This window comes from Burkholderia sp. Bp9142 (assembly GCF_003853415.1).
Lineage (GTDB): Bacteria > Pseudomonadota > Gammaproteobacteria > Burkholderiales > Burkholderiaceae > Burkholderia.
Map to the genome: position 1 here is coordinate 142,727 of NZ_QTPP01000012.1, position 16,976 is coordinate 159,702.

17 protein-coding genes and 1 pseudogene are annotated in these 16,976 nt (G+C 59.3%); 11 read left to right on the forward strand and 7 right to left on the reverse strand.

Features of this window, described 5'->3' with window-relative positions:
* The first annotated feature begins 1 nt into the window (after position 1).
* Genes DIE22_RS16180 through DIE22_RS16190 form a run of 3 tightly spaced genes read left to right on the forward strand, consistent with a single transcriptional unit; the run spans position 2 to position 2,240 of the window.
* Complete coding sequence (locus DIE22_RS16180) at positions 2 to 523, forward strand: hypothetical protein (RefSeq protein ID WP_124605497.1); 522 nt, start codon at positions 2 to 4, stop codon at positions 521 to 523.
* A complete protein-coding gene (locus tag DIE22_RS16185) occupies positions 523 to 1,455 on the forward strand; it encodes an AAA family ATPase (protein ID WP_124605498.1) in 933 nt (310 codons plus the stop codon). Before DIE22_RS16180 ends, DIE22_RS16185 begins: the two co-directional genes overlap by 1 nt.
* Positions 1,452 to 2,240, forward strand: a complete 789-nt coding sequence (locus tag DIE22_RS16190; RefSeq protein ID WP_124605499.1) for a DUF6602 domain-containing protein — start codon at positions 1,452 to 1,454, stop codon at positions 2,238 to 2,240. The genes DIE22_RS16185 and DIE22_RS16190 overlap by 4 nt, the downstream gene beginning before the upstream one ends.
* Before the next feature lie 20 nt (positions 2,241 to 2,260).
* On the opposite strand, the pseudogene DIE22_RS16195 reads toward DIE22_RS16190, so the two are convergent.
* From DIE22_RS16195 to DIE22_RS16205, 3 genes and pseudogenes are all read right to left on the reverse strand, one after another.
* Positions 2,261 to 3,109 (reverse strand): annotated as a pseudogene (locus DIE22_RS16195) (IS4 family transposase); the annotation flags it as partial.
* A gap of 747 nt (positions 3,110 to 3,856) precedes the next feature.
* Entirely contained in the window at positions 3,857 to 4,174 is a 318-nt protein-coding gene (locus DIE22_RS16200; RefSeq protein WP_124605500.1) for a single-stranded DNA-binding protein, read from the reverse strand.
* 246 nt (positions 4,175 to 4,420) lie between these two features.
* A complete protein-coding gene (locus DIE22_RS16205) occupies positions 4,421 to 5,584 on the reverse strand; it encodes a replication-relaxation family protein (protein ID WP_260426682.1) in 1,164 nt (387 codons plus the stop codon).
* Between the two features lie 1,277 nt (positions 5,585 to 6,861).
* Between DIE22_RS16205 and DIE22_RS16210 the strand changes: the two genes are divergently transcribed.
* The 3 genes from DIE22_RS16210 to DIE22_RS16220 are packed head-to-tail and all read left to right on the forward strand — an operon-like array spanning position 6,862 to position 8,738.
* Complete coding sequence (locus tag DIE22_RS16210; RefSeq protein ID WP_185640623.1) at positions 6,862 to 7,563, forward strand: DUF2167 domain-containing protein; 702 nt, start codon at positions 6,862 to 6,864, stop codon at positions 7,561 to 7,563.
* 7 nt (positions 7,564 to 7,570) lie between these two features.
* Positions 7,571 to 8,353, forward strand: a complete 783-nt coding sequence (locus tag DIE22_RS16215) for a hypothetical protein (protein ID WP_124605502.1) — start codon at positions 7,571 to 7,573, stop codon at positions 8,351 to 8,353.
* Positions 8,343 to 8,738: a DnaJ family molecular chaperone gene (locus DIE22_RS16220; RefSeq protein ID WP_124605503.1), complete on the forward strand. Its 396-nt coding sequence runs from the start codon at positions 8,343 to 8,345 to the stop codon at positions 8,736 to 8,738. Before DIE22_RS16215 ends, DIE22_RS16220 begins: the two co-directional genes overlap by 11 nt.
* A 105-nt stretch (positions 8,739 to 8,843) precedes the next feature.
* On the opposite strand, the gene DIE22_RS16225 is transcribed toward DIE22_RS16220, so the two are convergent.
* Complete coding sequence (locus DIE22_RS16225) at positions 8,844 to 9,143, reverse strand: hypothetical protein (protein ID WP_124605504.1); 300 nt, start codon at positions 9,141 to 9,143, stop codon at positions 8,844 to 8,846.
* Positions 9,144 to 9,160: 17 nt separating this feature from the next.
* Positions 9,161 to 9,529 carry a hypothetical protein gene (locus tag DIE22_RS16230; RefSeq protein ID WP_124605505.1) on the reverse strand — a complete coding sequence of 123 codons (369 nt, stop codon included), beginning with the start codon at positions 9,527 to 9,529 and terminating at the stop codon, positions 9,161 to 9,163.
* A gap of 319 nt (positions 9,530 to 9,848) precedes the next feature.
* Here DIE22_RS16230 and DIE22_RS16235 point away from each other — a divergent pair, with 319 nt between their 5' ends.
* Both DIE22_RS16235 and DIE22_RS16240 read left to right on the forward strand, forming a co-directional pair.
* Complete coding sequence (locus tag DIE22_RS16235) at positions 9,849 to 10,850, forward strand: HNH endonuclease (RefSeq protein ID WP_185640624.1); 1,002 nt, start codon at positions 9,849 to 9,851, stop codon at positions 10,848 to 10,850.
* Positions 10,851 to 10,996: 146 nt separating this feature from the next.
* Positions 10,997 to 11,203: a hypothetical protein gene (locus DIE22_RS16240; RefSeq protein WP_124605507.1), complete on the forward strand. Its 207-nt coding sequence runs from the start codon at positions 10,997 to 10,999 to the stop codon at positions 11,201 to 11,203.
* Positions 11,204 to 11,748: 545 nt separating this feature from the next.
* Here the strand turns inward: DIE22_RS16240 and trfA are convergent.
* Positions 11,749 to 12,783: a plasmid replication initiator TrfA gene (gene trfA, locus DIE22_RS16245; RefSeq protein ID WP_124605508.1), complete on the reverse strand. Its 1,035-nt coding sequence runs from the start codon at positions 12,781 to 12,783 to the stop codon at positions 11,749 to 11,751.
* Between the two features lie 677 nt (positions 12,784 to 13,460).
* Between trfA and DIE22_RS16250 the strand changes: the two genes are divergently transcribed.
* The 3 genes from DIE22_RS16250 to DIE22_RS16260 all read left to right on the forward strand — a co-directional run bounded on the left by DIE22_RS16250 (position 13,461) and on the right by DIE22_RS16260 (position 16,193).
* The gene (locus DIE22_RS16250) at positions 13,461 to 14,018 is read left to right on the forward strand and encodes a hypothetical protein (RefSeq protein WP_124605509.1); all 558 of its coding nucleotides are present in this window, start codon (positions 13,461 to 13,463) and stop codon (positions 14,016 to 14,018) included.
* Positions 14,019 to 14,188: 170 nt separating this feature from the next.
* Positions 14,189 to 15,238 (forward strand): hypothetical protein, encoded by a 1,050-nt coding sequence (locus DIE22_RS16255; RefSeq protein ID WP_124605510.1) that lies wholly within the window; start codon positions 14,189 to 14,191, stop codon positions 15,236 to 15,238.
* A gap of 7 nt (positions 15,239 to 15,245) precedes the next feature.
* On the forward strand, positions 15,246 to 16,193 hold the full coding sequence (locus DIE22_RS16260; protein ID WP_124605511.1) for a hypothetical protein: 948 nt from the start codon (positions 15,246 to 15,248) through the stop codon (positions 16,191 to 16,193).
* A gap of 197 nt (positions 16,194 to 16,390) precedes the next feature.
* Here the strand turns inward: DIE22_RS16260 and DIE22_RS16265 are convergent, their stop codons facing one another.
* Complete coding sequence (locus tag DIE22_RS16265) at positions 16,391 to 16,594, reverse strand: hypothetical protein (protein WP_124605512.1); 204 nt, start codon at positions 16,592 to 16,594, stop codon at positions 16,391 to 16,393.
* Positions 16,595 to 16,976 lie beyond the last annotated feature (382 nt).

Below are 16,976 nucleotides of genomic sequence, written 5' to 3' on the forward strand. Positions count from 1 at the left end.
CATGAGCTCGACATTCACTTATACCGAGGCGACGACCTTTACCGTCACGCATGCGCGACATCTGGCCGCCAAGGTGGCGACCGACCTAAAACGGATGCAGCGGTTCTACGGTGCGCCATCCGACGCGCGCATTGAAGAGTTGCAGGCGGAACTGACGGAGCTGCTGAAACTGGGTTACGTTGAACGGGTGCTCTACGGATTCAAGCGCAACGGGCAATGGATTGAACCCACGCTTCGTTATACCGCTCGCGAACTATTCGGAGCGTCGAGTGGTGACGACGACCCTGGGAAGGTTCGGCCCGGCGCCGATATTTCTGGTGCAACGTTTTCATCGTATTTGGTGAGGACATCAGCCTGGTGGCAGCTATCTATCGACGCGCGGCTGCGAATCGAGTCCGAGCTGCCCGTGCAGCGCACGGGGGCCGACGAGCCGACCGTGGCAGGCGGGCACTATTTCGACGATGACAAAACGTATTCGTCCGGTAGCCGGGCGTTGAATCGTTCCAGCGTGAGGGGCCTGTAATGTCGCAATCCGTTTCCCAGCTTTTCGAGCGTACGACGAGTTTGCCTGACCCGGACGCCGCCGAGCGTCTCGCACAGCTCGTCGGTCTCGATGAAAAAATTGTGCGGATGAAGAACATGCTGAGCGTGTTGATTCATCCGGCTGGCTTGTCACGATGGCTCGCGGCTCATCACCCGAGCGCGGCGCGGCTAGCGGAGTGCATCCATCGACGGCCGCCACTCATCATTTTGTCGGGCGATGTGGGGTCGGGAAAGACGGAACTCGCGGAGACGATTGGCGACGCAGTCGCTCGGCAGGAAGACATCGACATCACGGTGTTGCCGTTGAGCCTGGCATCGCGCGGTCAAGGCCGTGTTGGTGAGATGACGCAACTGGTCAGTGCCGCATTTGAACATGCGCTCGCGGAGGCGACCAAGTGCAAAGCACAGAGCGGCAACGCACGGGGCGCCGTCATCCTTCTCATCGATGAGGCCGACGCGCTCGCACAATCCCGCGAGACTGACCAGATGCACCATGAGGACCGCGCGGGCGTGAACGCGTTTATTCGTGGAATTGACCGCCTTGCGAACGCGAAGGTACCGGCAGCCGTAATCATGTGCACGAATCGCCTGGCGGCGATGGACCCTGCCGTAAAGCGACGCGCTGCCGAGATATTTGTATTTGAGCGGCCTGACGACGTTGGTCGACTGGCCGTGTTGAGCCGCTGCCTTGACGGCGTGGGGCTTTCAGCAAAGGCCCTCAGCAAGGTGGTTGAACTGACGGGTCCCCAAGGTGAGCGGGAGTACGGCTTCACCTACTCGGACCTTGTGCAGCGTCTGGTGCCGGCAATCGTGCTCGACGCCTATCCGTCCGGACCCATCCGTGAAGCGCGGGCGCTCGATATCGCCCGTTCCATCGCGCCGACTCCACCTTTCAGAGAACTGCAGTCATGAACAGCACTCCCGCGACATCGCCTGACACGGACTGGATGCGAGACTCTTTCATCAACGTTCAGGAGCAGCTTCGCCTGAGCTTGATGCAGGCGCAACTGTCGATTGCCCATCCCGGCACGCAAGGAGACGTGACCGAGGGCCACTGGATAGATGTGCTGCGGGCATATCTGCCGAAGCGATACGAAGTGGCGTCCGGTCTGGTCATCGACAGCACGGGCGGCCGCAGTCATCAGATTGACGTCGTGATTTTCGATAAGCACTTCACGCCGACTTTGCTGGACCAGCAGAACCATCGATATATTCCGGCCGAAGCGGTCTATGCGGTTTTCGAAGCGAAGCCAGACATCGACAAAAGCTACCTGACTTACGCGGGCGAAAAGGCTGCGTCTGTGCGCCGACTGATTCGCACGTCGGTCGCAATCGCGCATGCCGGCGGCACCTATCCGCCCAAGCCGTTGTTTCCCATCGTCGCCGGCATACTCGCGCCGAAGGCGAGTTGGTCTGACGGGCTCGGGAAATCGTTTAGGGACAATCTACCTTCTGCGGCGGACGAGCAACTCGATTGCGGATGCGCGCTCGATGCAGGCGCATTCGATGTTTTCGACGGCAGCCTGAACATCGTTTCGTCGAGAGGCAGCCTGATGTATTTCCTCTTTAGGCTGCTGGCCAAGCTACAGTCGCTCGGCTCGGTCCCTGCTATTGATTGGGGCGCCTACGCCTCCATCGTCGCAAATGTCGGTGGCGGCGCGAATCCTTCGACGTTGTCTTCTGCTCCCGGGCCTTGATGCATTTGATTACACACAATTCAGTCGCCCAGTTCTCGGGCGTACTTGAGGCCGGCGGCGAAGTCCATCACTCGCTGCAGGCCTTGCCAGATGGTCTTGACTCCGGGTTCCCCGTCACCTTTGCGCGCCAGGAAGCCGCCGAGCATGGCGACCAAGCGCACGACCTCATTCAGACGCGGTGACGTCTTCGGCGGTTTCTTTTTGTTGAGAATGAATGCCGCGCGCCATTCATCCCGCTCGAACAGCAGCCCTGCATCCAGGTCCGGGCAAGTTCGACCCAGTCGCATCAACCGAGCGATGCGCCAGGCCACCACCATGAACAATGCCAGCGCGCGTTCGAGACGCTCCATTGAGGCCAGTTGCAGCGCTTCGACCCGGCAGCCGTTCTTCAGCACGTGAAAGAACAGTTCCACCTCCCAGCGCGCGCGGTACCAGTCAATAAGCTGCACCGCCGCGTCAAGGTCGTCCACCTCGCGATTACTCAGCAGTCGCCATTCAATCGGCTTGACGCCTGCCGGCGGGGCGACCTCTCGGGCGACGATGCAAGTGGCACTCACCACGCCGCCTGCAGCATCAGGCAACGCGACACGTTGCGCCCACACCTGCTGCCGTACCGCGCGCGCCGGCTGAGCCTGACGGGCTGCCAGCGTAAAGTGAATCCTGCCCACTGGCTCACCCGCAGTCACTTTGTCCCACAGCTTGCCGCCGCCAGGCAAGGTGCGATTGTGCTGCGAGCGCAGTAGCCAATCCGCCGGGTGGCCCAACTCCTTTGCTTTGACCATCAGCGCCATGATGTCCGATTCCCGGTCAGCCACATAGACGAGTCGCGTGGCAGGCAGTGCGGCTGCGGCCGCCTGTTCGGCAACCCGCTATGTCATTGACCGTAAACGACTTTCTGCGGAGCATCAGCCGCCAGGAGTTGTGTGTAATGAGGTGGGGTAGGCCACCGCGACTGTTTCGAAGCATCGAGCGGGTAGCCATGACGCAGCCTGGGTGCAAAGCTGGAGGGCGGCTGGCGCGGGATGAATCCGCGCGATAGTCCGGCTAGTGCGAGCGTATCATCGCGACTCGCATGCCCGAGGTGCGACGCCGGCTCCGAAGCTGCACACTCAAGGGAAAGCACGGACCGCCCATGTCCCAATGGGTTGGGGGTGCTTTGCCCTTCAAGAGCTCTACCTCACCAAAACTGCAGTACTTCTACCCTAGCGAGACCTCTGCCTCCGAGGAGCTTCTACCTGAGAGAACTTCACTGCAACGAAGGGTACTGGGGCGACGACTAACGAAAAGCGGCCACCGATGTCGGTGGCCGAATCAATCACTGTCTTTGATGCGAAGTCGTTCTGTCCTGTCCAACCGGCCTCGGGACCGCTTCGGGGGACACTGGCTTTGGGCGTCTATACTCTGTCAGTCAAACGTCCGAGAAGAGCTCCGTGAGCCCATCCCAGTCACGGCACAGGACGAGATGCTCGACCAGTTCAAGAATCGCCAGCACCTCACGACGTTTTCGACCCCTGAGCATACGGCGGACTCTGCTAGTGGTCCTACGCTTGTGTGCCCGACCGGTGGGTGCGTCTCTGCACATGTCATACCTCACAAACGTCGCGTGAACCGTGCGGTTAGGCCGTCGCGGATTCCGCGCCGGCGGTGACCGGCTTGGCAATCTTCGCCGCCTCGAACGCGAGAATCAGCAAGGTGCCGGTCGGCTTGCCTTCGCGCGACAAATAGAAGTCGGCCTTTAGCTTGCCGGTCACCTTCACGAAATCTCCTTTCACCAAGTTCGGGTTGACGTCCCGCATTATTCTTACGGAGTACCATGTGGGCTGGCTATCGACGCCGCGCTGACTCTCGCACAGCCTTAGCTCCCAATACGGCTTGCCCGTTGACTTACTAATTTTTTTCACTGGGTCACTGCCCACGTTACCGAATGCCTGCATTCTGATGTCCTCTGAAATTGATGTGGCGACGGTGCGACTGCATCGTCAATTTGTATAGCTACCGGAGGTACCGGTTGCGTAAGCTGCAATGACGGCTGGTTATCGATGAATAAAAAGCCCTCCGGGGATAAGACCGGAGGGCAGGTGGGCTAGCTAGGCCCGAGGACAACTTCGTCAGAGAATCATGGCACTGGACTACTTTCACAGTACTGCGAGACCGGCATTTCGGGCTCGCAATACGTATAGTTACCAGTGCTCCTCGCTACGCGAATATTTCAGCAGCGGCGACACAGGAAGAGGCCACGGCGGCAAAGCATCCGGCCGGCGATATGGCAGGTAGTTCTCGTCGAACCATCCGGCGAGCGGCTGGCGATTGCTTGCGTTGAGCCTCACTTTCGGGAGCCAGGTCGGTAGAAGTTGCACGACGATGTGACCGACGCACACGTCAATTGCATAGCCACCGGGTTCTTGCGTTACGGCTGCCCAGACCTCGTACACACCGTCGCGGGCTTCTCGGAAGTGTCGAGAACTGCCGCGTACGAGCGGCACGTCATTGGCGAGAGCAGCTTTGGCGCGCAGGACGGCTCGTGCGCGCAACCAAATGCGTTCGGTTCTCGCCAGCACGACGACGCGCCGCAAGACGGCCTGATTTGGTAAGCGCATACCGACTCGGCCGGCGAGCGCTGACAGGGCTGCTTCACGGTCTGCGCCGCGCTTGCTTCTGTCGATTTCGAACCACGTCAGGCCGTCGTCTTCGAAGGCGACGGCGTCGGGCCGCAAGGTGCGCGTCCCATTGGGCAACTCGACGCTCAGGAATCCCTGAATAGCGGCTTCGCCCTCGTCGCGTTGAAGATTGAGGTCTTGTAGCGCTTCGCGCTCGGTCATCGCCCGAAGACCGCGTGCTTCCGCGCCGAGAACAATGAAATTCATCCACAACGCATGCTCAGGATTTGACATGTCCACGACCCGTCGAACCGAAGAGACGGCCTGTACCCCTCGGTCATTGAGCCATCTTGCGCCAGCGACGGTTAGACCGTACACATGCTGGAATCGGTCGGTCCGGTAACGGCGCACGAAGTTCGCTTTCGTAAGACCGCGCATCGCTCGTTGCGCGGCGGTGAGCGCAGCTTTGAACGGCCGCTCTGGAAAGCACGCCACGGCAATGTCGATAGCGCGTACGACACGAAAGCGGTCGACGGTCTCGAGCGCGCGCAGCCATACAATTTGTTGAAGGGCGCTTGGGTGAATCTCGGCGGTAATGCCGCGATTCACAAAGCGCGGTTGTGGCTGTACGTTGTCGCTAGCTGCGCCATCGGCGTCGTGTTCACGAGGGCGCGGGTTTTGTTCCACCTCGGCTGCAACTTGTTCGCCATGGGGGCCGTCCATCGGCGCCGTAGTTTGATGTTTCATCGCTTGTACGTCCGGCAAAAAGATGTTTGCGGTGCCACTCGCGAAGCGGGGTGTCGTCTGGCGCACGTGTGGCGTTTTTCCGTATAGCTACTGCGCTATCAAGGTTCGGTAGGCTGACCACCACGCGCGCCGAAAAAGTTTGGTTCTTTCCAGGCATCGTTGCCCGGCTGGGCGCGGGCAGGGGTCAACTGTTTCGTCCCCTTACCCAGCCTCGCGCGCAGGGGCGCGCGGCATCGACGTATTCGTCGCGACGTCCGGCAAGGCGCATGTGCGTTCGGCCCGGCTGCGCCGGTGCGAACCCCCGCCACCGTCCGCAGGCGTTTGTGCAATGCCACTGTTTTTCCGGAACGTCGGCGCCGACTGTGCGTCCGGCATGACGTGCTGACGCTGGCTGCCCCACGCTGCGAGAGCAACTCTATCGCCGCCGCAGCATGGGGACCCCGTGCCAGTCTGCGCGTGCGCTGTCGCGCTCGCGCGTGTCGACAACGCCGACATGCGCTCGGACGGTGGCGGGGGTTCGCACCGGCAAGCCGGGCACGGTCGCGAGCAACTGCGCTCCCATAGCTGTGCCTACTGACGGAAATGCGACCCTTGCACGCCGGTGAACGTTGTGCCGATGAACGCGGCTGGACGCCGCGCCGTCCGCCGGCTGCTGTCGTCGGAAGCACCGTTCGGTGCCGACGGGGCAGGCCTTAAAAAAGACGTACTGGGCAATGTTGAGGGTGCCCCCAGCGCGGGTCACGAGCGTCCGGATAAATGCGAGCGCATCAGGAGTGCATCGAGTCAGCTCGTGCGGAAGTCGCTCTGGTAGATTGCACGGAAACCGCTATGATGTTCAAGCTACGCGGCCGCGTGATGGCGGAGGCCGCAGGATAGCCGTACTGGTCGCGTGCGACCTTGGACGATGCTGCCGGTAGAGGGCGCTCGAAGTTTGTCTGGTAGGTAGGGTGCGCGTGGAGCGCCTGCGGCTGGCATCTGCGCGACAGAGCAAGGCAAATCGGGGGAAGGCCATGAAGGAAACAAATCGGTCGTTTCTGGTGGGCGTGTGTGCCTGTGTACTTGTTACCGCTGGACCGGTGGTAGTCGCCCAGGAGAATCCGCAACAGGATTCGTCCCGGCAGGATACGGCCCAACCTTCACAGAACCAGTCTGGGCAGTCACAGACGGAACAGGGCCAACCGGAGCGGGACCAACCCGCAGCGTCGGCGGCGGACCCCGAAGTGGAACGAGCGCGAGCAGTATTACGCTCGCTGCATTGGATTCGCGGTCCTCAAGAGGTGACCATCGACACGGAGGCCCGGTTCGCTGTCCCTCAAGGTTTTGTTTTCCTGGGAAAGAGCGATACCGACAGGTTCATGGAGGTAATGCATAACCCGCCAAGCGGCCAATCGTATATGCTTGCGCCTGAAAATCTGTCGTGGTTCGCACTGGTGTCGTACGAGGACACGGGGCACGTGTCCGACACGGAAACCATTGATGCTGATGGGATATTGCAAAGCATAAGGTCCGCTACCGATGCGGGGAACGAGGAGCGCGCCAAACGCGGGTGGGGTACGCTAACAATTCAGGGCTGGCAGGAGCCGCCGCACTACGACACTGAGACGAAGAGGCTCGAGTGGGCGACCATCGCGGCGGACCAGCAGCAGAGTCAAGTTGTCAATTTCAACACGCGCATCCTGGGGCGCACCGGCGTCGTATCGGCAGAGCTTGTAGCCGACCCACAGTCTCTCAGCACCTCTGAACTGGGGTTCAAGACGGCTCTTCGCGGTATTGACTTCGTGCAGGGGCAGTCTTACTCAGAATTCCGTGACGGCGACAAGGTGGCCGAATACGGCCTGAGCGCTCTCATCGTCGGCGGGACAGCGGCTGCGGTTGCTAAGTCCGGCGCAGGCAAGTGGCTCATCAAGGGGCTGATTGCTGCGGGCATCGCCGTCATGGCGGGCGTCAAGCGGTTGTTCAGCCGCAAGACCAAGGCCTGAGCCTGTGATGAATCTCCTCGACGTGGTGCCGACGGAGTGGTTGATAGTCCTGGTTGTTGTTGCGCTCGCGCTGGCCGATTCGCTTGTTCTGCTCGACTCGCGTGAAGTACTTATTAATCCAGCAAGCGGAAAATGGGCGGTAGTCCCCTGCTCAAGAATTTTTACTTTGCGGGGAAAGGCGACCTGCCTGCTCAACCCCCTGCTGCTGCATCGACCGGTATTCCGCCTGACCCTAGGCGAAGCGCAACTAAGGCATTCGCCGGAGCTATTGTCGAATTTCGCCAGTACGTCTCGCCAAGAATGGGATGAGCTTCGCCGAGATTTCAACGCGGTATGCCTTCTGCCGTGGGTCGTCGCCACGGGCTTGTTCGTGCTTCTTCCGCTTGGTCTGTTCACTGAATACGGTCACGTGGCTCTTTGGGCTGCACTGGCGTGCATTTATGTTCCTGCCCTTGCCGGTATATGTGTTGCGTGGCGTGACCGGCATGCGCTCGGTTTGAGTGTCGGCGACTGGGCAAGCCTCGCGTTTGACGTTCTTGCATGCCCGCCACACGCACTCAATCTGGTTCGCAAGCTGTCCCTGCTGGCCAGTCGGGCGAGGTTGCCTGACGGGGACCTGCTCCGTGTCGCTGCATCACTGTTTTCTGGGGACGAAGAGTTCGAGCTTTACCGGCAGGTCGCCGCGATGGTCGACGAGCTTACCGTCGTTGAAAGTGACGAGGCAGAACTGGCAACCTTGCGCGAGTTAAGGACCGCCCTCAGTCGGGAGATTTCACGAGATGGCTACTAGATTCTGGGTTGTCATCGGCTGCCTGCTACTTGGCTACTGGATAGTGTCGAAGCTCATCGAAAAGGGCAAGGCGGCCGAACACGCCTCGCGCACTGGCCCGGCGGGCTCCAGCCAGAGTGAACAATCGACGATGGGCGCGGACGCCGAGTCTGCGGAAAACCAGTCTTCCGCAAGGCGGGAAGCGAACTGGTATGAGGTTCTCGAGGTCAGGCCTGACGCTAGCTCCATCGAAATCAAGGCGGCGTATCGCCGACTGATGGCGCAATATCATCCCGACAAGGTTTCGTCGCTCGGCAAGGAATTGCGAGAGCTTGCCGAGGCGAAGTCGAAGGAGCTCACGCAGGCCTATCGGCGTGCGATGAATTCGCGTGGGGAGTCGCTTTAATCCTTAACGGCTCAAGGGTAGTCGTTGACCAATGAGTTGCTGACTCAAGAACGGCGTGGCCGGTCCGACTTACTCCCTAGGATAAGCATCCTCGCGCGAGTCCTGTCACCCGCCGAACGGGAACAACAGTGGTTGACCTTTTTCGCGCATTGCCTCGTGAAGGCACCGCCAGACTGCGAACTCGACGTTGTGAAACTGCGTCATCGAAAGCTTTCTGAAAAAGGCGGGGTCACCCTCGTAAACTGTAAAGCGCAACTTGGCGTTCGGTCCGCCTCGGTAGCCGACTGACACTTGCTCGCCTTGAACCGTAACCGTGAATCGGTAGTCGTCGTCGACGCGGTAAAGGGAAACCTCGGTGTTGCCGGTGCGGTACGTCACGATGGCGGTGGGAATGGAGGATTGCATTGCGGATTCCTTGAACATCATTGGTGTTGGTCAAGCTGCGAGAAGAACCATCCGTAGTCCTGGGTGGAGACCAGTTCCCGGCATTTCGCTTCGCCCAACAGCCGCATGACGGCCGCGAGGGCATAGAAGGGCAGATAGGTCCGGTTGGCGAGCAGCGCCGCACATTCGGTTTCCATGCCGGCGAGGCTGTCGCGGGACTCGACGAGCATGCGAACGGCGAGAGCGACTTCATCGTCGAGCTCATCGCACGGTTCGCAGAATTCGAGATTGGATTTGCTCACGACATATCCATGCGTTTTACAGACGGCGAGATAGTCTTTGATAAACAGCACGGCGGGTGAGGGCGTGACCTTCAGAAAAGTTGATGGACTGGTTGTGGCGGTCATGGTGACGTTCGTCCTTGCTCGATAGAAGTACTACCGTGTAGCAATGACGTGGCACGCATGCGGGATGCAGGAATGCGTAGAACGGTGGAGCAGCGCGCGGACCCAGAAAAGCGCCCGGAGTCTGGTCGCTGGAACGTTGCCAGGTTCCGACGACCTGACAACGTTGAGCCATGCGCGGATGGAGTGCGCGACGAAGCAGTACTCTGGCGTGCGCCTTTGCTTTGAGGCGGATTCGGCGGCTCCCAAGGGGCGATATCGTTCATTGCTCCGGGGTACGTGCCGTAGAATTAGTGCCAACGCGTTTCGTGAATCAGAATCCATGGACGACACGAAGATTGCGCTGGGCTTTTACGCGGAAAATTACCAGGTGCTGGGCCAGTGGCAGCTCAAGCCTGGCAAACGCATTTTCCTCGGGGAGCGGGACCCGCGCGTTTGCAGGTTCTGCGGCAAATCAAGACCGGAGGCCACGTTCAGTCTCAAGGCGCATGCAATTCCTGAACTGCTCGGAAACAAGAGTCTTTTCTCTCTGTACGAGTGCGACGAATGCAATACTTTTTTCGGTTCCGGCATCGAGAACGATTTCGGTAACTGGTCAAAGCCGATGCGCTCGTTGCAACGCATCCGGGGCAAGGGTGGCGTACCGACGTTGAAGAGCGACGTCGACGGCTGGCGTATCGAGTGGGACAGCAACCGCCGGTTCAATGTCAATCACGCACGAGGCGATGCGGTGTTTACCGTCAACGAGAAGGAGAAGCGCGTTACCTTTCTGCTGAAACGCGACCCTCACGTCCCGATAGCCGTGCTCAAGGCGTTTGTGAAAATGGGACTTTCGGTAATGCCCGAGACTGAACTGCCAAATTTCGCAAGGGCGTTGCAGTGGATTCGCAATCCTGAGCACCGGAGAGAGTTTGACCTGCTCGCGCCGGTTCATCGGAGTTTTATTCCGGGGCCATCGTCTCCAGACTTCATCTCGCTCGCACTACTGAAGCGCAGTGGCAGCGACGCAACCCTGCCTTACGTATTTCTCCTTCTGTCGGCGGCGAACGAAATGTTCCAGGTCATGCTGCCGTCGCCGGAGCGCGACCCGGTGCCAGGTGGCCCTACGCGGTCGATGCCGCCGTTTCCTGCGGTGCGGACGCCATATGGCCGGACGGGACACTACCCGCTCGACCTGAGTGGAACAGAGGTTGTTGTGAACGACAGCGTCTCGGTTGACATGTCATTTGAACAGGTCATCGCGACTCAGTTGCCGGGGACCGCTGAGGCATCACGAGAGACTGGACCGGACGGCAAGGTCGTCGACGGGCCCGCTAACCGCTGAGCGCCCATTCGTAATTCCGTGGCATCTGCAACACATTCGCCAGCGCAACGCTGCTGGGAGACGGAACGTGAAGGTACGGGAACTGATTGCGCAACTGCGAGACGCTGACCCGGATGCGGAGGTGCGATTCATGGCAGTCGGCGCCGATGAGACCGAGAGCGATTCTGGGCGACGAAGTCGAATTCCAACGCGAACTCTGGACGTTCGAGACAGGCAAAGGCTATTCCGTCTGGTATCCCGGCGAGCCGGAACAACGTGAAGAGGACTATGAGAACGTGGAATACCGGCGACTTCCGGTCGTCCTGCTCAAGCCCTGGATACCGCCGGAGTGGCGAGCCAAAGTGAAGTCTTGATGCCCGCCAGGCGGGCGGATTGCCAGGCCGCTGCTGCGCAGCGAAGCGTCTTGCTGGTTGGGGGCGTTCACAGTTTTCCCCAGCAGAACCCGGGTGGGCGGAGCCCATCCCCTGGCCAACACCGGTTTTCTCTCGCGAGACTCTATCCTAAAGCCTTTCAATGGGAAGGCTCTACAGCAGGATGTGCAGCCCAGACTGTACCCGGGGGATAGAGGGACTTCTCCCTGTGAACTTCCCCCTGCCGAGGCGTCACGCCCACGGAAGGCGCCAAGGCTGATGGTTGTCGCGGGCGCGCTATGCGACCGCCTTTTAATTTTTTCGACGACCTTTTTAATTCTTTTAAGTAATCCCGCTCCGCCTTATCCGACAAGGGCTCCCGAGCGCCGATTCCGGCCAAAAGCGCGTCACATTCGGGTCAAAAGCGCGCTGGATTCGGTTCAAAGGCGCAAATTTTCCGGTCAAAGGCGCGTTGAACAGTTCTCTCGCTTACGCCAACAACGGAAACGGCCACTCGAAAGTGACCGTTCTTTTTAATGTCGCCGCTGTTACTTGCTGGACCTCAGTAGACCTAGACGTTTGACCGCGACCATCTCAGCGCTAGATGTTCCCGCGACCTTTTTGGTGATTTCCCATTCCAGTAGAAAGCCGACCCGGACCAACTGCGCGAGTGCAGTGGCCGTCTTATCCTTGAACGCGTACCTGTCCTTCGAGCGGTCGTTGCAAAGCTCCTTCAGCATGACCAGCGGTATCGGATTCGGAGTCTGATGTGTAGAGTAGAAGAGCATCAGCCATCGCGCGAGGTCGCTACGACGTTCGAGTCTCTTTTCGTACTCGCGGTTGAGACGAGTGAAGTGATTGTCGCCGTACAGTTTGCGCACTCCGTCATTGAATTCCACGCGATAGCTGCCATCGTCGAGCACGTCGACGCTGGTCAGCAGTTCCGGTATGACAAGCTTGCCGAGGCGTGGCACTTCGATGGTGACGTGCGCCTCCCGCAGACGTTCCAGACACGCACGTAGCTTCTTGCGTGCTTCAGTGTTGCGGCTCCAACCAAGATTTACCAGGAACTGGTTCGGCGTCGCAATGGCTGCACCCGGAGTGCTGCGCTCAAAATGCAGCGCTTCAAAAAACACCTGGCGGTCGTCCTGCCGCAACTCGGGACCGTGATAAGTAATTGTGCCGCTCTTTGACGCATAGACTTTGAAAACGGTGTCCGGCGTGTGCTCGCGGGGGGTGTTCGGGTCGGCGACGCCGAAGAGGCCGCATCTGACGAACTCGTGAGGGACAACGACAGTGGTGTTCGGGTGGTCCGGCGTCAACGGTTCGAGCGCACCGTTCGCCGTCGACTCCGCCTGGTCTGCCGCTGGCGCCGTTTTCATTCTCGCGGCTCGTTCCTCGTGAGACTCGAACCAGTCCGGTGGCTGAGGAGGTTCTTCGAGCGACGTCACCCAGGAGGCGATGGCAGCGCTCTTCGCTCGCCCCGTTGCGATGGTCGCGGCCTCTCGAGGCTCGACGCCTCTTGCAACCTGTTCGCGATAGTAGGTTTTCCGATAGGCCTTTTCCAGTGAACTGAGTAGCATGAGCGGTTCCTTCAAATGGCGCGAAGCACTGGTCGGTTGCGCAGGGCGAGCGGCGGGTTAGGCCCGCTGGGCTCGGCAACCATGGCGTGCGCGATTGTTGCCGACTCGTCGCATCTAATTGTGCGGAATGTGGGGTGCGGGCTAATACTGTCAACGTTCATTGTCGTTCTCCGGTAAAGGTCTGGGGCCGTTCTCAGCCCCACGTGAGTGAGTAGTTACCGGAGGCATTCGAGTTGATGCAGAAATGCGTAGAGTCGCGACAGCATCAAGCGTCGGTTCTCAGGCGCCGACTTTGCGCGGTATGTCCGCTTCCGACTTATTTGTCTGGAAACGAGTCTTTGCTGGCCACTGGAAAGGATTAGTCTTCTTTAGTCGAGCATCCCGTGGGCGGCGGGTCCGATACCTCAACACGTAGTTCCCAGGCGAAATCGTTGCATTCGCATTGTTTGCTGTTTGCGCGCACGTTCGCGCGAGAGCGTGCTGCGTCCATTGAAGGCTCCTACAATTTGTTAGGTAGGAGCCTCCGCTTCCCGCTCTCCGTCGCGACAACCCTGCGCTGTCTTACGCGTGCCACGGACAGCGCTATGACGTCCCGCGACCCAAGCCGCTGCGCCGACTTTTTCTCAAGAAATTGCTCATAATGCCGTTACGTTTGGGGTGAACATGTGGAGGTGGCAGTGGGAAAGGTGGTGAATCTGGCGGAGCACCGAAAATTTGTGCAAAAGGACGACCCCGGCGCTTCTTTCATAGAGCGACTGCCGGAGGCGATACAAAAGAGCATGGCCAAGACTCGCCTGCGCATGCTTCGCGCAGCCGAAGAATACGAGCACCTGCAACGTCTGGCGCCGTCTTTCAAGCCGTCGACCGTTCCCGCTCTCGACAACCCGGCTCTCGTTCCTCTTCTGAACCTTCGGTTCAACAACGCGAAGCTACGCGACCTGTTCTCTCCGCTGCGCGGCAGCCTTTATTCCGCAGAATACGAGGCACTGCACAGGCGTTTCGGACTGTACCTTCACACGTCTTCAATGTCCGACCCATCAGAGCACTTTCAGCTTTGGGTACTCGTCGGAGAGAACTTGCTCGGCACGGACAAAATCCGGGCTGCCTACGACAAGGTCAGCGTGAACTGGGTTGACGCTGTGGTGAGCGCATCTACGGAGCTCGAGTTCGACAAGAAGAAGGCCACTGGGGCAGCTCTCCTGCTAATACCGCGCAAGCGTGGGACAAGACGTTAGGAGGATGTGTTCTTGCTCGTTGCCGTTCCAACTGGTCAGCGAACCCGGCGCAACGGTTGGAATCGGGAACGATGGGTACCGCCGGGTCCTATGCGAAGAGCTATCGGACCTTGTATAGTCGCTCGGCCAGATGGCCCATGAGAAACGGAGTGAGAAGAGAGAGCACAAGGGTGAGCGATAACAAGGTGGTGAATTTCGCATCGTTCAAGATGGACGCCGAGCTGGCGGAGGCCAAGCGCGAGTCAGAGGAGCACTGGGACCGTCCTCTGGAATGGGCATATCCGGAGTTTCAACCTGGTCCGCACTACCAGGCGTTGTGCTTCAAATTTCACCTGCGCGTCATCGAAGGCCAAGGGCATGTTTGGCTGGAGTATCCCGAGGAGCATCAGAAGGCACTGGGCTTCTTCGAGCTGTTCGGCCTCGACTACAACGAGTACGCGAGCTTGCCGGACCGTGGCGCGTTCGACATTCTCCGAACGTTGTACTTTGATACAGCACTGCACGCCATTCTGTACCTGGAAAATCCAGCGCGATTTTGCGTTGCGACGGCACACCTGCCTGCCGCCTACTGTAGGTGGGTAAAGGCGGTCGCGCTGAAGCAGGAGCTTGTCGTCCGCCGCCTGGCAAAGGAAGGGCTGGCGGCTCTCCTGGACTCTGTAGCTGCGCACGCCGCACAGTTCGAGGGAGTGCCGATGCCTGAGCACCCCGCTGAGCAGGTCACCCGGCTGAACGACCTACGTCGGCCACGGCTCGCCAGTGATGCTCTCTGGTGGGCAAAGACTGTTCGTGACTGGGGCCTCGAGGCTCGAATTCCGCATCTCGTCCGGAGCTTCATCTACAACTGGACCTTCCCGACGTTCGAGTGCGACGAGAATGGGCGATGTTACATCGCCGACGCGGACCTGCACGACCAGTTCTCCGGCGTCTTGCGAGCGTTCGGTTACGAATATCGGGACTTGGCGCACGACCGCGCTATGCTGGAACAACTCTCAGAGACGGTGGTCGGGTCATTAGGCCAGATGGTTCCTGAGAAGCGCGGTCCGAAGGACCGTTTCAGTGATTGTTCACCAGTCCTTCAGCGCTGGATTCGCGCGTGCTGCGCCGGACGCCGCGAGACCATGCTGAAGCTGCGCGACCAGGTCTGGCCGGAGCTCCTGGGCTGGGCAAAGAGGAATCCGCCTCGTAAGGGCAAAGTCACGGCCTGGGGCCGATTGGACTGAGAACACCATGAGCAACGTCATTGAATTCAAGAAGAAGCCGGACGATGCGCCCGCGCAGCCGGTTCAAATTGGGCCGGAGCATTACACGCCGGAGCACTATCGTCTGTCCGACCTGGTTCGCTACGAGTATTCCCCGGAAACCTGGGCCGATAGGGACGGGTATGCCTATCAAAACACTCTCGAGCAGCATGCCCATCTCGTCGCGTTTTTCGCTGCGTTCGGCTTCAAGTACGACGACTACGCGCATAGTGCCTTTGTGGCCTGGCGGACACTCCAGGAAGAGTTTGTGTCGCATGTACACATGCGCCTCGAGCACGCGGGCACGTGGGACGCGGTACGTAACAAGCTGGATAGCGAGCTAGCAGCGTATGTGGAGGCCGTGGCGCTTCAGGATAAGGACGCCATCCAACGATACCGAAACGTCGCACAAAAGACGCTCGAGAAAGCCAGGAGTGAGCATGAGGAGGCGGTGAACAAGGTTCAGCGTACGGATGTCCAGCTTCCGGCGGAGGCGACGATGCTCGAGCGTGGTATTAACAACTTCCGCTGGGACTCGCCGTTTTTGTACTCGTTTCCGCCTTTCGAGAAGACGAGTTCCGGCGAGTACCGGCACGGAGCGCATGACGTATTCGTGACCTACGCGTACGTATGCGGCTGGTCTTACGCCGACATTTCGCGTGACAAACTCCGCCTTGAGGAGGTGTCAAACATTTGCATCGGTACTCTCGGTTACTATTTCTATCAGATGATGGTGACCGGCGGAGGTCGTTGGAACAAGGCTCTCGCCGTCAAGACGTTCCCAGGCTGCTCCGACAAGCTGTTGAGCTACCTGTCTGCGTGCTATGGTCGTCGCGTAGAGTCTGCCAGAAAACTCCGCGATGCCGCTTGGCCAGAGTTGCAGGATTGGGCTCGACGCCACCCCTTCGACCGCTCCCTGTTCGGCCGTCGCGGGTAAATGAAGAGCCCCTCGAGTGAGGGGCTTTTGTTCCAAATGCGGCTCTTCATGTTTTACAGGCCCGTCGTAATCGATTCTGATGTCGCCGTCCGGTACCGTGGTGCGTGCCCGATACGTCTTTGTCCGTGCACAAACGAAAAGAGAATCAGATTTCGCTTCCGTCTGAGAAAGAAGTCTGGGTCCAACTCGACGCGCTTTCAGTGAAGTGAAGATGTATCGAGTAGGTCACTCAGGTCTTCTTCAAGTGCAATCCAGTAAAGTTCTTTGTTCGGCATGGCCTCCCGACGCTCGGCCAATTTATCTGCGGCAAGTTTTTTCATTACAGCGCGTGAAATCGTGAAGGTCGGCGCATCCGGTGCGAAAAGCCTCGTCAAAGCTTGCTGCTCGATATTGGTGTACATGGGTTTGGTCTCCTGCTTTGGAAAGTATGAACTTGCTCATGCACCGCAGTTGAGATGCGTTGCGCTCGACGGCTTTCTAGACGAGCTCGCGCATAGCGTCTTCGCTGAGGTTCGCCGGCTATTCCCTGGATTTGCTGTTCGTACGTTTGGCGCTGCCCGCGCGGCTTCGTCGGTTCGGATTCGTTGGCGTGAAAGACCTCGTTGCCGGCATTTTCGAGTCAAGAAAGGGTTCTAGCTACCACCATCACACTTGCAAACTGCGCTCGGTAGCATCGACTCGGTACTTGGAAAACGGCGGTACGCTTGGTCTATGACACGGTCGTAAGACTCCCGGTCAACGGTACTTCCCCGTTGGCGCTCAAGAGCCCCGTGCAATGCGTTC